Genomic DNA, 14597 nt, shown 5'->3' with positions numbered 1-14597 from the left:
AATTGTGTTTAATTTTCAGGCCTCTACAAAGATTTCTGCCAGTCTTCCTCTTTCCGGAAGTCTTTCTTTCACTTCAACCTTAATTTCATAAGATTTCAGCTCTTTGCATTTTTTGATGTAAGGAATCAGATCGAATTTTCCTTTTCCTTTGCTTTTGATGGATGGAGAATAATAAGCTTCCTCAATATTTTCCGCCTTTACATACTGGTTGAATGTTCTTTGGAAGCTTCCTGTAAAAATGTCACAGATGATTTTATTAACCAGGTGAGGATATTTGTTACTGATAATTCCAAAGGCATCACAGAATTCTGCCGGTCTTATTTTATTGAAAATAGTTGTTTTGGTACTGAACAAAAGATCCCTGATAGAGTCTCCGGAATCATATCCGGAAGCCAAAATAATGTTGTATTGGTTCTGATCTTCCGCTGCGTCTTTCTCTTTAAGTACTTTTTTTAATATATTCAATGACTCAAGAGAGTAATCTGTTGCAATTAAAATTGTTTTAGTCATGTTCTTATTATTTTGTATTGTGTTTATCTTTTTCGATGATACAAAACTAGAACGACCATATTAGAAGATCTTTGGAACGGAATTAAAATGTGATTAAAGAGATTAAAATGAGATTAGAAAATTGTTAAGAGAAATTAATATAGAATTGCAGGAGGTGCAAACAGGCCTGAGAAAAATACATAAAAGATAGGAATTAAGCTTGTTACTAGTTAATTTCTTCTCCTTTCTGCATCATACTGTAAAAATTCGGGAAACGCATCTGTACGGTAGTACCATGATTTTCGTGCGAGCTCACAATCAGTTCACCGTGGTGCATTCTTACAATATTTCTTGCCAGCGGAAGCCCGATTCCGTAGCCTTCGTAATTATTGGTATTGGAAGCTCTGAAGAACGGATCATAGATTTTATTCATTTCTACTTCCGGAATTCCGATACCATTATCTTTTACAATAATGTACACATCTGTATTGGTAGCTCCCAAAGAAACTTTCACCTGCTGGAAGTTAGAATATTTACAGCCATTACTGATGATATTGGCCACGGCAAGATGCAATAGCTGCTCGTTACCCTGTACTTTCAGCTTTTTAGGATTATCAGGAAGCATGCTGATATCAAGATAGATATTATTTCTGGAATCAATTCTTCTGAGGGTTTCAATAACATCCCAAAGCAGCTGATCAATTCTTACCTTATCCATTTTCTGGATCTTTCCATCGAATCCGGTTTGGGCAATCATAAGCAGAGCCTTGATTTTTTTGTCCAGCTTTTCGGCTTCATCCAGGATGATTCCGAGGGTTTCTTTGTACTCATCCGCTGTTCTGCTGATGGAAAGCGCCACATCTGCCTCACCCATAATGGAAGTAAGTGGAGTTCTCAGCTCGTGGGAAACATTTCCTATCAGGTGATTCTGGGTTTCGAAAGACGTTTCAATACGGTTGAGCATATCATTAAACGTGTCTACCAGCTCATTCAATTCTTTATTATCAGGTTGTGACTCTAATCTCAAATGAAGGTTTTCTGAGCTGATCTCCTTCACTTTACCCGTAATTTTTAAGATAGGCCTGAATAACGTTTTAGACAGGTAAAAAGAGAAAATCATACTGAAAAACAGAGACAGCACAATACAAGTAAGCAATGTTCTTTTCAAAAAGCCCAGATAATAAACAACATAGTGGTTTTTGGCAGAAGCAATGGCTATATAATCTTTATCATCATACCTGAAACTCTGTCCTATATAGTAGAACTCTTCATCATTATAATTAGACTCTCCTTCTCTGATGATATTTTTAAAGAAATAATCCGGAATATGGACTTCCTGAGATATTTTTTTGAAATTGGAATCTGTAGGAACGGCAAAAACATAATCTTTTTCCATTGGGAGCTCTTCGTCATTCAGACTGCTGAGAATGTAGTTTTCCGGAAGATCCAGATGATCTTTGCCTTTTTCAATCTGAATAATAGTAGCCGTTCTTATTTTCAGCAGCTCATAAAACCTCTGGTGAGAAAAATTAACGATAGAGAAATACACCAAACCACTGAACAGCAAAATGATGGCGGTAAAAACCAACATCAAAAGCACCATCGTTTTGGTCTGATTTGTAATGACTCTGTTAAACATTCATTATGTTTTTTTCAACACATATCCCATCCCTATCACGGTATGAATCAATTTGTTCTCATCCTGGCTGTCGAGCTTTTTTCTTAAATAGTTTACATATACATCTACCACATTGGTTCCCAGCTCATAATTCACGCCCCAGACTGCATCCAGAATTTCTGCTCTTGAAATTACTTTTTCCGGATTGTTCAGGAAATACAGCAGCAGTTTGTATTCTGTAGAAGTAAGAGAAATATCTTCTCCCGCCCGGGTTACTTTCTTGGTATAATCATTCACCATCAGATCCGAAAACTGAAAAACATGCTCATTATCCGGTTCCGGCTCCGCAATTTCCTGGGGACCATTGTTATTACTTCTTCTCAAAAGAGATTTCACACGGGCAACCAGCTCAATAAATTTAAAAGGCTTTACCAGATAATCATCTCCTCCGCTTTCTAATCCGAGAACAATATTTTCAGAAGTTCCCAACGCCGTCAGAAATAAAATAGGAACGCTTTGATTGGTTTTTCTTATTTCTTTACACACATCCAGCCCATTCATTTCAGGAAGCATAATGTCCAAAATTACCAGATCAAAATCATTAGCCTGCACCAGCTGCACTCCCGTACGCCCGTCAAAAGCTACAGAAATTTCATATCCGCTTTCCTGAAGTCCCTTTTTAATAAAGGAAACCACACTGGTTTCGTCTTCGATAAGAATAATTTTTTTCATAAATGAAATAAGGAGTTTTACAAAAATAGGGAAATTTTCCTGGGATGGACAAACCTGGAACAAACAAAGGAAATGGAGATTAGAAGATGGCAACCTATTGCAAACGTTGTATGATTGGGTTCAGAGGGAATAAATTTAATGCAAATCCGCAAGGAGTTTTTCAATACAAAATTGTAAAATCACCGCAAGGGCGTTTCCCGATGCAATGATCACATTCTTCGCTGAGCGAAGTTGCCTCCTCTTTTGTATCATTTTACCTTTTTGTGAATTCCTCTTTTTACCATACAACCTATAGAGAATAATATTACCTTTGTTTTTAATAAAACGGTGAAAAAATAATCCAGGTTAAATTCCACATAGTATGAATGACTTTTTAATAGGTATCGGTAAGAGATTAAAGGATATTAGAAAAAAGAATAATTTAACCATTAATGATCTTGCTTTTAAAGCCAATGTAAGCAATGGTCTTGTTTCCAGGATTGAAAACGGACGAACCATTCCTTCGCTTCCTGTTTTATTGGATCTCATTCAGTCGCTAGAAATTGATGCCAGCTATTTTTTTGAAGGGGTTGAAAAAAAATCTAACGCCAAATTCATCTACGTTCCAAAGGAAAGCCAGCAGGTTATTGAAAAAGAAGTAGAGGCCGAAGGGTTCAGATACATGCACATCTTCAGCAAAAGTCTTCATTCTCTGGGTTTTGAAGCCGTTTTACTAACTCTTGAACCCAATTCTAAAAGAGAAAAGGTAATTACAGATGCCTGGGAATTCAAATATATTCTCAAAGGAGAAGTGAAATATATGATTGATAATGAAGAAATCATTTTAAAAGAGGGCGACTCTTTGTATTTCAACGGAAAATTCCCTCACGTTCCGGTAAGCATCAGTGATGAAAGCTGTGTGATGCTTGTTCTTTATTTTTATACGGCTTAACAGCCTATTTTTAACGCAAAGTTTTTTACTATTTTACTTTTGTCATTCTGTCGAAGGGAGAATCTCTTATCTGCATTCAATAATTTGAGATTCTTCATTACATTTCATTTCATTCAGAATGACAATTGTAGTGTAGATTCACTATAAATACACCTATAATAATCAAGCTTCATCAGTGACAATGTCGCAGACTTTGCACACTTGTAATTTAGCGTTATAAATATTAGACTTTGCGTTTAAATTATATTCCAATTTTTACATCATTCTTCAATTTTGAATTCCAGCACCCACTAAAGTTTACAAATATGCAACTTCTGTTATTCCCTTTTTTTCCAAGATGAACGAAATATGAACTCAAACAAGTCTTTTTTCAGCAGGTTTCTATTCATGACATTTTGGAAAACCATTTACTGAAAACGTTGATATACCCACTTCAAACCTTATTTTATCGAATTTTCTAAAGAGTAACTTCAATTGATTGTAAAGTAAAAAAGGCGTAACAAACCAGGGTTATTTGTTAAACAATACTTAATACAAAATATTTATATATATTAAAATTATTGGCGTGATTTGCATAAAAAATTTAATATATGTAAAAATGAAAACAAAATTAGAGAAATTACTAACCCTTGTTTTGTTCTGTTTCATCGTTTTTGCTTCAGCGCAAAAACAGTTCATTATAGGAACTGTTCTTGATGACAGCCAGCCTCTTCCCGGGGCAACCGTTAAAATAAAAGGCTTACCCAGAACGATAACTACTGATATTGAAGGAAAATTTACCCTTACCGATATCAAAGATGGCCAATACACCATACAAATCAGTTATATAGGCTATGAATCTTCAGATATTACGGTTGATCTAAAACCTGAACAAACTGTTGATTTGGGAATCATCAAACTCTCCCAGCCGCGAAAAAATATTGATGAAGTAGTCGTTACGGGAACCCTCAAAAATACAGAAGCAAGAGCTTTAAATCTTCAGAAAAATGCCATCAATATTACCAATGTTATTGCCTCAGATGGGATTGGGAAACTGCCGGATAGAAATGCAGCGGAGACTGTACAGCGTGTACAGGGAGTTTCTATTGAAAGAGACCAGGGCGAAGGACGGTTTGTTTCTCTCAGAGGACTTCCGCCATTCTGGGCATCAACAACCATTAATGGAAACAGACTTCCCACTGCAGAAGAGGAAACAACTTCAAGAGCAACAGCATTCGATTTTTTCCCTACGGAACTGATCTCGTATGTACATGTAAACAAGTCATTTACTCCGGATATGGAAGCAGACGGTATAGGTGGAGGTGTCAATTTTATCACTAAAACACCACCGATGAAAACAGAATTCAAAGCGACCATAGGAAGCGGTTACAATGCAAAATCTGACAAAGGAGTTTACAACCTTGGATTTTTGTACGGGGGAAGAACGAAAGATAAAAAATTCGGGTATTTGTTCAATTTTGCACATTTTATCAGAAACTGGTCTACCGATAATTTTGAAGCGAGAAGAAGTGGTGACGAAGGGGTTTTCAGACTGGAACTTCGTGATTACAACGGGATCCGAAAAACAACAGGCGTCAATACCGCTTTTGAATATGTGCTGTCCCCAAAAACTACGTTCTATTTAAAAGGAATGTATGGTACATTATCGGATGATGAAACCCATTATAAACACAGAATCCGGTTTGATAAGTTCAACAGCACCAATAATACAGCACGGGTTGAGCTTCAGAATATCCATAATTTACTGATTACTGAACTTACTTCTGTTTCTTTGGGAGCCATTCATCAATTAAACAAAGGAAAAATCGACTGGGATTTATCCTATTATGACAACAAATTCAAGTATGGAAATATTCCTGATAAACAGAACAATTCTTATTATGTCATCAAGTACACTCAATCTGGTGTAGGCATCAATCCTGATTATATTTCAGATCATGGTAATGGCCCCAGAGCTTACTGGAAAGCCGATGGCGGGAAATTAGATTATAAAAATCCGGATGCTTTATTCGGCTTTTACAGTGATCCCAATTTTAAAATGGATGCTTCTCAGATGAGATTTACAGATCTTGAATTCTATAAGGTATTTGTAGAGGAAAAGGATAAGATTGTAGCAGCATTCAATCACGAAATTAATGCTTCTGATAAGCTGACCTTAAAATATGGATTTAAATACAGAGATAAAGAGCGTAATGCAAGATTTTCCGACATTTTCTACAACTGGAGTAGCGGAACAGCGCCTCTTCTGTCTGATTTTTCTCAATACATTACGAAACAGCCCAACGGACCGAAATATTTAAGTGAAATGAATGCCCACATCGGCAACACATTTGGTCCTGTACTTTCTACCAAAGGAATGAACCAGTTCTGGTATGACAACCAGGGAAATTTAAAAATCAACACTGCTGATTCTGAAGCCCTTGAATACAATAAAGCATTGGGAAGAAACTTTGATGTGTTTGAAAAACATGCGGACGCCTATGGAATGGCAACCTATAAACTGAATGATAAGATTACCCTTTTGGGAGGAATCAGACTATCCAATACCAGCACGAAAGTAAAAGGATACAGCGTAAATGATGATGTACTGACCCCTGTAGAAAATACCAAGAACTATCTGGCTGTTCTTCCGATGATTCATTTAAAATACACGTTAAATGATAGAGCCAATCTTCGTTTTGCAGCGACAAGAACGTTCTCTAGACCGAATTTTGGAGACCTTACGCCGGGCGGAACTTATATTGAAGCAGACAACGAGTTCAAAGGAGGAAATCCCAATCTTAATCCTACCTACTCTTTGAATTTTGACCTGATGGGAGAATATTATTTCGCCAACGTAGGGATTCTGAGTGGCGGCGTCTTCTATAAATCCATTACCAATCCTATTTTCCAGGACTCATTTATCGGAAATTATAACGGAACCACCGGGGTACAGTTTACAGCCCCAAACAATGGAAAAGCAGCGTGGTTAGGGGGAATTGAATTGGGAATTAATAAAAGATTTGATTTTCTTCCCGGCATTCTGCAGTACTTCGGGGTACAACTGAATGCTACCTTCATGACCTCTGAAATGGAAAAACCAGGCGGAAGAAAAGTGGCCCTGCCCTATCAGGCAAAAGAACTGTACAATGCGCAGCTTTTCTTTGAGAAAAAAGGATTCAATGCAAGGCTGGCTTACAACTACAAAGGAAAATATGCGGTAGAATACGCTGAGGAGGACATCAATGATTCTTATTATGGTAAATACAGCAATCTGGACTTCGGAGGTTCTTATCAGTTTACCAAATACCTTACTGTATATGCGGATATAAACAATATTCTGAATAAACCTCTGATCTATCATTTCGGTAAAAATGAAGACCGCCCTGAGCAGGTAGAATATTACGGAGTACGCTTCAACCTTGGTGTAAAACTGAACTTCTAATCCATTACTATGGCAAAAACGATCAATCAAAAAACACTGGTAACACTGAAGGCCGCTTTTGCTGCTTTTGGTGTTTACTTCTGCATGTACGGTTTCAGAAAACCTTTTACCGTAGCTTCTTTCGAAGGACTCTCCTATTTTGGGGTTGATTATAAGATTCTGATTATCATTGCACAGGCTGTAGGATATTTTATCTCGAAATTCATTGGAATCAAATTTATTTCGGAACTGAAACCTCAGAAAAGAATTACGTATCTCTTTACTTTCATTGCTATTGCTGAGCTTGCGTTATTAGGATTTGCAGCCGTTCCTGCTCCTTACAATATTATTTTTATGTTCATCAACGGGATTCCGCTGGGCATGATCTGGGGTATTGTATTTTCTTATATTGAAGGAAGGAAAACCACAGAAATCATTGGCTTATTCCTATGCTCAAGCTTTGTAGTCTCTTCAGGATTTACAAAATCTGTAGGAAAATTTCTGATGGATACTTTTTCCATTTCAGAATTCTGGATGCCTTTTTCAGCCGGACTTGTCTTCATTATTCCACTGATTCTTTTCGGGCTGTTACTTGAGAGAATTCCTACGCCTACGGAAGAAGATATTTTGCTTAAAAACAAAAGACAGCCGCTGAATGGTACGGAGAGGAAAGCCCTGATCAGGCAGTTTTTTGTACCCATCTTATGCATCATTTTTTTATACATCAGCTTAACGGTTTTAAGAGATTTCAGGGACAATTTCAACCGTGAGATCTGGGACGGGCTGCATTTCACTTTTGACAGCTCTATCTTCACTTTAACAGAAATTCCTATTGCGGTAATGGTGCTTGTCATTTTAGGCTTCATGGTAAAAGTAAAAAACAATAAAAAAGCATTTGCATATTATCATTACATCCTTTTTGCCGGAATTCTTACGGTAGGATTTTCTACCTATCTGTTTCAGCAGGGTTCATTATCTCCTTTTTTATGGATGACCATTTCAGGCTTTGGAATGTACATCTGCTATATTCCTTTCAATGGAATTTATTTTGACCGGATGATTGCCGCATTTGAAATCAAAGGTAATGTAGGTTTTCTGATCTATATTGTAGATTCTTTTGGTTATCTGGGAAGTGTGCTGATTCTTTTGTATAAAAACTTTGGTTCAGCCCAGACCTCATGGCTGCATTTTTATATTAACTTAAATTATATCATCACCATCATGGTTTTAATTCTTTCTGTGATTGCTTTTCTGGCTTTCAGGAAAAAATCGAAGCCAAAATCAAACGCAAAATCTAATCAATTCATCAATTTCGACACGTCGAAAATTTTATAAATTATAGTACAATGACAACAAAATTTGATTTACTCGTTGTAGGAGGCGGAATTTTAGGAACATTGCATGCTTATCATGCGCTGAAGAAAAATCTTAAAGTAGCCTTACTGGAAAGAAATTCTGTTCCTCAGGGGGCCACTGTAAGAAACTTCGGACAGGTAGTGCCCTCCGGAATGGATCTGAAATGGCAGAATTTCGGAAGAGAAAGTCTTGCCATCTATCATGAGCTTCACAAGCAGGCAGATCTTACCATCAGACAAAACGGCTCTGTATACATTGCTTCCAATGATGAAGAGCTTCAGCTGATTGAAGAGCTCTATGAAATCAACAGAAATAATGATTATAAATCTGTTTTACTATCCAAAAACGACTGCATTAAAAAATTTGACGGACTCCGTTCCGACTATTGCAAAGGTGGCTTATTTTTCCCGCAGGAGCTTTCGGTAGATTCTGCAGATATGATTGTAAAGCTTCACAAGCTGCTTCAGGAAAAACTGGGCCTACAGATATTCTATAATACAACGGTTCTTGAAACCCGTGAAAATGATCAGAAATGTATAGCGGTGAGTGCAGACGGAACGGAATTTAATGCTTCTAAAATCATCATCTGCGGTGGACACGAGTTTAAAACTTTATATCCTAAAGTATTCAATGACAGCGATCTGGAAGTAAGTAAACTTCAGATGCTTCAAACCAAACCACAGGGTATTTATTCGCTTCAGGGAAATATTCTTACGGGGCTTTCCGTGAGAAGATATGAATCATTCAGAGAGTGTCCTTCTTTTCAGAAAATCAAGGCTTTAGAGGATCCGAATTCGTTTGAAAAGAAGTATGGAGTTCATATTTTATTCAAGCAGGCGCTGGACGGTTCGGTCATCATCGGAGATTCTCATGAATATGCAGATGCTAAAAATGCAGATGATCTGGGATATGATCTTAATATGGAGATTGATGAATTCATGATTCATGAGGCTAAGAAAATCATTGATTTACCCACATATGAAATTCAGAGAAGGTGGTTCGGAGTCTATTCCCAGTGCAAAACGAAAGATATTTTTGAGCACAGCCCATCTGCCAATATTCATATTGTAACGGGTATCGGAGGAAAAGGAATGACAGGAAGCGGTGGATTCTCTAAGTTTAATATCGAAAAAATTTACGCATAACATTCAAATGAAAAATATAGAATTACTCGTTCTGGATATGGCCGGAACAACAATTGATGAAGATAATGTAGTGTACAAAACGCTTACTACCGCTGTGAATGATTACGGCTATGTGGTAAGCCTCGAAAAAGTATTATCCCGCTGTGCCGGAATGGAAAAGCTGGAAGCCATCACAAGCCTTTTAAAGGAATTGAATGGAAATGAAGAGGATGCTCATGCTATTTTTGAGAATTTCTCTGACCAGCTCAAGAAATCCTATAAAAACCTTGAGGTAAAGCCCATCAACGGGACTGAAAATTTCCTGCTGAATATGAAGTCTCAAAACAAGAAAATTGTTTTGAACACAGGGTATACTTCAGAAATTGCCCATCAGCTTTTAAATAAACTGAACTGGAAGGAAACTATTCACTTTGATGCTTTAATAACGGCAGATGATGTTTCAGAAAGCCGCCCAAGCCCTGAAATGATTCATCTTGCGATGAAGAAATTCAATATTAGTGATGCTGATAAAGTATTAAAAGCAGGTGATTCTGTGATTGATATTGAAGAGGGCAAAAATGCAGGCTGCGGGCTAACGGTAGCTGTTCTTTCCGGAGCCCAGAGTAAAGCCGAACTAGAAAAAGCGTCTCCTGATTATATATTGAATACAATTTCTGAGGCAGAAGATATTCTGTAAATTTTTTCAGCTTATTTTTTAATACTTCCTGACACAAATGTTTTCATGGTTTTTCTATTGGAAATGTTTGTGTTTTTACCACCCCGTCAAATTTTCAATTTGACACCCCTCCGGAGGAGGAGAATGTAGTACGGATCATCAAGTATTTATTATAACCGACATTTCCGGCAATCTTTTTTGATCCTCTATTCGCAAAGCCTGAAATTTAAAATAAACAAAGTCAATATCTCTTGTGGCTTTTGTGGTTTCTTTCTAAGTTTTCCCTCTGAACTTATTAATTATCAATTAATTAACTTTCAATTCATAAATATTTACAAATAGTAAACTAATTTTACAATAGTTAAAAATTAATTACTATTTGTAAACTTTCACAACGCTCAAAAACCTATTTCCCAATGAAAACAAAACTATTCCCAATGGCTGTTGTAATGAGCTGTTTCCTTGGAGCTCAGACCAAAAAAGTACTTTTTATCGGTATTGACGGATGCCGTGCAGATGTCATGATGTCTACACCTACTCCCAACATTCAAAACCTTATCACTCAGTCTATTTATTCCATCGACGGGCTTTGCGCTGCCACTACCTGGAGCGGAAATGGATGGAGTACCATGCTGACGGGTGTATGGCATACCAAACACAATGTTCAGGACAATAATTTTACCAGCCCGAACTATGTTAATTATCCGGATTTTTTAACAAGAGCAGAGACTTATAATCCGGCTTTAAGAACTATTTCTCTGGCTCACTGGTCTCCCATCAATGATAAAATTATTAAAACAGCAGATGTAAAAACCAACCTGTCAACAGATCTTGCCGTGAAAAATGCTGCAGTAAACGCCTTACAGAATGACAATCCTGATATTCTCTTTGTAGATTTTGATGATGTAGACCATGCAGGACATTCTTATGGATTCTCATCCACTGTTTCTCAATATGTCAATTCTATTAAAACTACAGACACTTATATTGGAGAGATTGTCGCAGCTATGAAAAACAGGCCTTCTTACAGCAACGAAGACTGGTTGGTTGTATTAACCACCGATCACGGAGCCATTGAAAGTTCTCACGGAGGCGGAAATCTTACGGAAAGAAACATTTTTACGGTGTATTCTAATCCCGGATTTACTCCGCAGCAGATCAGCAAAACTGTTTTGGAATCCAATACCACCTTTAATCAATTGAATTTTCCTGCAGGAACTTATGCAAAACCAGCCAGTCAGACTCCTTTTAATTTTGGAGCCAATCAGGATTTTACGATTGAATTTTGGGTAAAACCTAATGCAGCCTATTCCAGTGATCCGGTGATGATCAGTAATAAAAACTGGGCAAACGGAAAAAATAAAGGATTTGTTTTCTCAGGCTATTCCGGACAGACTTTTAAGATGAATATCGGGGACGGAACGAACAGAATTGATCTTGTTGGCGGAAAAATGGAAACCAATAAGTGGAAACATATTGCCGCAAGCTTTGACAGAGATGGTCTTGTAACCTTATATGAGGATGGTGTGCCGGTAACGTTTGCTAAAATGAATACCATCGGAAATATTGATTCCGGACTTCCGTTAACCTTAAACCAGGATGGAACAAATGCTTACGGAATTAATCTGGCAGCTTCATATAAAGATGTGAGAATCTGGAAATCTGCCCTTCCCAACGATGTGATTGTGAATTGGGCTAACCAGGATATAACCCCTTCGCATCCTTATTATGCTCAGCTGGTAGCGAATTGGAAATGTAATGGAACTTCTGGAAATACATTGACAGATTCCAGCCCAAATGCCAATAACATGACGGTAACAGGTTCTCCTACTTATAATGCTGGTACAGTGAATAATTTTAAAGTGTATGATTATACCTCAACAACAAGAGAAACAGACCACTTCCCTACGGTATTGAACTGGCTTTGTATTCCGGTGCAGTCTTCATGGGGAATTGACGGGGTCAACAGAATTCCGGTATGTTCCAAAGAAATATTGACAGCAAAAGAAACGAAAGCAATTGTTGAAGATTTCAAAATCTATCCTAATCCTGTTTCAACATTCATTGGCATCCAGTATCAATCTGAGGACAAGGAAATTAAAGCAGAAATTATCGACAATAAAGGAGCTCTTGTTTCCACATCACACTTTCAGTCTTCAAGAGGTTTTTACGATGAAAAAATAAATATTGGAAATCTTCCGGCCGGACTGTATTTCATTAAAATCAATGGAAGTAAAAAGTCGGTGACCAAGACATTTATCAAGAAATAAAACAGTAAAGCAATTAGATTTAATTTGTAATATTAGAACAAGGATATACCTATCCGAGTTCTAATATTTTTTTGTTTATCTGTTGAAAATCAGCTCCATTTGCACGTCTGCACGGTCGTACTCTGCATGGTTTACAGGAGTATGAATAAAGCCCAGCTTTTCGTAAAGCTTAATCGCAGGAACCAAAATAGAATTGGTCACTAAAAAGACTTTTTCTGCTTTCAATTCTTTTGCTTTTTCCACTAGGGTACTTCCCAGCAGATACCCTAATTTTTTCCCTTGAGCTCTAGGACTTACCGCCATCTTTGAAAGCTCAAAAGTAAGTGGATTATCTTCTGTTTTTACTAATGCGCAGGTTCCTACAACCTCTCCATCCAATAAAGCAAAAGCAATGTGCCCCTCTTTATTTAAAATTTCCTCTTCCGGATGATCCAGCAGCTTATAATCTCCTGCTTCCATCACAAAAAATGTCTTGATCCATTCTTCATTCAAAGCTTTGAAGGCTTGTTTATACTGAGGCTCATACGCAACAATTTTTACTTCATTCCTGATATCATTCATCACTATAAGGTTTATTAAATTCTGTTTTTTATCATTTTTCCCAGCTTTTCCAGATCACTTTCTACCCGGTCTGTCCATTCCAAAGCATAGTTCAGCCGCATACAGTTCTGATACTGATTATACTGTGAAAACATTCTTCCCGGAGCAAAGTTTATTTTCTGGCTTACGGCTGCATCATAAAGATCTTCTGTACAGATTCTTTTATCCAGTTCCAGCCAGAGCATAAATCCTCCTTTAGGCTCGGAGATTTTTGTATTATCGGGAAAGTATTCAACTACCGATTTCTGAATCTGGAGGTAATTGGCATACAGTTTTTTCCTGAACATTCTCAGATGATGATCATACCGTCCGTGTGCCAAAAAATCCGCAATCACATCTGAAAACAAAGATGGCCCGCTTACTGTCTGAACTAATTTCTGGCGGATAATCTTTTCTTTAAATTTTCCGGGAGCTACCCATCCCACTCTGAAGCCCGGGGCCAATGTTTTAGAAACTGAGCCTACCCACATCACAATTCCCGCTTCATCGTAAAATTTACAAGGCTTCGGTCTTCCTGCTCCAAAATAAATGTTTCCATAAACATCATCTTCCACTAAAGGAACATTGTGTTCTGTGAGCATTCTTACCAGTTCTTTTTTATTCTCATCTGGCATCTGAAAACCCAGCGGATTATTATAATTCACCACAAAACAGCATGCGGAAAGCTTCGGCAGCACCTTTTTCAGCTCATCTAAGTCTACTCCGGTAATGGGATGGGTAGGAATTTCTACAGCCTTCAGCCCTAATAACTGAATGGCCTGAAGAATTCCAAAATAAACCGGGCTTTCTACCGCCACCGAATCTCCCGGCTGTGTCACTGCCATTAGGCAGTTATAAACAGCATTCATTGCACCGGAAGTGATCACGAGATCATCTTCTGTTATTTTGCCTTCCATCACCATTGACCATTTTGCGATTTCCCGGCGAAGCACTTCGCTTCCCTGTACGGGTTCATAATTGGTTCCGCTGTCACTTTTTCTTTTGATGACATCAATCATACATTTCTTCATCTTGGACACCGGAAGAAGGCTTTTGCCCGGAATTCCCAATCCAAACTGGGTAATATCTGTTCCTCCAATCACCCCAAATACTTTATCAATAAGGTCCTGTGGTGTATTTTTTCTTTCCGAAACTTTCATCTGGGCCACAGAAGGCAGCGCCAGCTTTCTTTGGGAAGTCTGGCTTACATAGTACCCATATTTCGGTCGAGATTCTACCAGAGAGCGGCTTTCCAGTTCCATGTACGCCTGTTTTATGGTGTTCAGGCTTACATTATATAATTTCTGGGCACTTCTCAGTGATGGCAGCCTGTCACCAAACTGAAGGGTTTCGCTTTTAATCTGCTCGGTGACAGAATTGGCTATTTTTAGATACAGAACATCTTTAGACATAGAATCC

11 protein-coding genes are annotated in these 14597 nt (G+C 37.7%); 6 read left to right on the top strand and 5 right to left on the bottom strand.

Annotation, left to right across the window (positions count from 1 at the left end; all coding sequences use genetic code 11):
* Positions 1-15: 15 nt before the first annotated feature.
* The 3 genes from BLW74_RS14855 to BLW74_RS14845 all read right to left on the bottom strand — a co-directional run bounded on the left by BLW74_RS14855 (position 16) and on the right by BLW74_RS14845 (position 2839).
* Complete coding sequence (locus BLW74_RS14855; RefSeq protein WP_089693461.1) at positions 16-510, bottom strand: hypothetical protein; 495 nt, start codon at positions 508-510, stop codon at positions 16-18.
* 205 nt (positions 511-715) lie between these two features.
* On the bottom strand, positions 716-2128 hold the full coding sequence (locus BLW74_RS14850; protein ID WP_089693459.1) for a sensor histidine kinase: 1413 nt from the start codon (positions 2126-2128) through the stop codon (positions 716-718).
* A 3-nt stretch (positions 2129-2131) separates the two neighbouring features.
* Positions 2132-2839: a response regulator transcription factor gene (locus tag BLW74_RS14845; RefSeq protein WP_089693457.1), complete on the bottom strand. Its 708-nt coding sequence runs from the start codon at positions 2837-2839 to the stop codon at positions 2132-2134.
* A 361-nt stretch (positions 2840-3200) separates the two neighbouring features.
* Between BLW74_RS14845 and BLW74_RS14840 the strand changes: the two genes are divergently transcribed.
* From BLW74_RS14840 to BLW74_RS14815, 6 genes are all read left to right on the top strand, one after another.
* Positions 3201-3770 carry a helix-turn-helix domain-containing protein gene (locus BLW74_RS14840; RefSeq protein ID WP_089693455.1) on the top strand — a complete coding sequence of 190 codons (570 nt, stop codon included), beginning with the start codon at positions 3201-3203 and terminating at the stop codon, positions 3768-3770.
* Positions 3771-4368: 598 nt separating this feature from the next.
* The gene (locus BLW74_RS14835) at positions 4369-7194 is read left to right on the top strand and encodes a TonB-dependent receptor (protein WP_089693453.1); all 2826 of its coding nucleotides are present in this window, start codon (positions 4369-4371) and stop codon (positions 7192-7194) included.
* Between the two features lie 9 nt (positions 7195-7203).
* Complete coding sequence (locus tag BLW74_RS14830; protein WP_089693451.1) at positions 7204-8508, top strand: DUF5690 family protein; 1305 nt, start codon at positions 7204-7206, stop codon at positions 8506-8508.
* 11 nt (positions 8509-8519) lie between these two features.
* On the top strand, positions 8520-9674 hold the full coding sequence (locus BLW74_RS14825; protein ID WP_089693450.1) for a TIGR03364 family FAD-dependent oxidoreductase: 1155 nt from the start codon (positions 8520-8522) through the stop codon (positions 9672-9674).
* A 7-nt stretch (positions 9675-9681) separates the two neighbouring features.
* Complete coding sequence (locus BLW74_RS14820) at positions 9682-10350, top strand: HAD-IA family hydrolase (protein WP_089693448.1); 669 nt, start codon at positions 9682-9684, stop codon at positions 10348-10350.
* A gap of 395 nt (positions 10351-10745) precedes the next feature.
* Complete coding sequence (locus tag BLW74_RS14815; protein WP_089693446.1) at positions 10746-12599, top strand: alkaline phosphatase family protein; 1854 nt, start codon at positions 10746-10748, stop codon at positions 12597-12599.
* 75 nt (positions 12600-12674) lie between these two features.
* Here BLW74_RS14815 and BLW74_RS14810 read toward each other — a convergent pair whose 3' ends face one another.
* Positions 12675-13160 carry a GNAT family N-acetyltransferase gene (locus BLW74_RS14810; RefSeq protein ID WP_089693444.1) on the bottom strand — a complete coding sequence of 162 codons (486 nt, stop codon included), beginning with the start codon at positions 13158-13160 and terminating at the stop codon, positions 12675-12677.
* 14 nt (positions 13161-13174) lie between these two features.
* Entirely contained in the window at positions 13175-14590 is a 1416-nt protein-coding gene (locus BLW74_RS14805; protein ID WP_089693442.1) for an aminotransferase-like domain-containing protein, read from the bottom strand.
* Between the last annotated feature and the right edge of the window lie 7 nt (positions 14591-14597).

It is taken from the genome of Chryseobacterium culicis, from assembly GCF_900108365.1.
In the GTDB taxonomy this organism is placed as follows: domain Bacteria; phylum Bacteroidota; class Bacteroidia; order Flavobacteriales; family Weeksellaceae; genus Chryseobacterium; species Chryseobacterium culicis.
This window is presented reverse-complemented; position numbering and strand designations above follow the sequence as displayed.

Coding starts and splice junctions, on each gene's coding strand:
- BLW74_RS14855 (WP_089693461.1), bottom strand. CDS start 510: ATGACTAAAACAATTTTAATTGCAACAGATTACTCTCTTGAGTCATTG.
- BLW74_RS14850 (WP_089693459.1), bottom strand. CDS start 2,128: ATGTTTAACAGAGTCATTACAAATCAGACCAAAACGATGGTGCTTTTG.
- BLW74_RS14845 (WP_089693457.1), bottom strand. CDS start 2,839: ATGAAAAAAATTATTCTTATCGAAGACGAAACCAGTGTGGTTTCCTTT.
- BLW74_RS14840 (WP_089693455.1), top strand. CDS start 3,201: ATGAATGACTTTTTAATAGGTATCGGTAAGAGATTAAAGGATATTAGA.
- BLW74_RS14835 (WP_089693453.1), top strand. CDS start 4,369: ATGAAAACAAAATTAGAGAAATTACTAACCCTTGTTTTGTTCTGTTTC.
- BLW74_RS14830 (WP_089693451.1), top strand. CDS start 7,204: ATGGCAAAAACGATCAATCAAAAAACACTGGTAACACTGAAGGCCGCT.
- BLW74_RS14825 (WP_089693450.1), top strand. CDS start 8,520: ATGACAACAAAATTTGATTTACTCGTTGTAGGAGGCGGAATTTTAGGA.
- BLW74_RS14820 (WP_089693448.1), top strand. CDS start 9,682: ATGAAAAATATAGAATTACTCGTTCTGGATATGGCCGGAACAACAATT.
- BLW74_RS14815 (WP_089693446.1), top strand. CDS start 10,746: ATGAAAACAAAACTATTCCCAATGGCTGTTGTAATGAGCTGTTTCCTT.
- BLW74_RS14810 (WP_089693444.1), bottom strand. CDS start 13,160: ATGAATGATATCAGGAATGAAGTAAAAATTGTTGCGTATGAGCCTCAG.
- BLW74_RS14805 (WP_089693442.1), bottom strand. CDS start 14,590: ATGTCTAAAGATGTTCTGTATCTAAAAATAGCCAATTCTGTCACCGAG.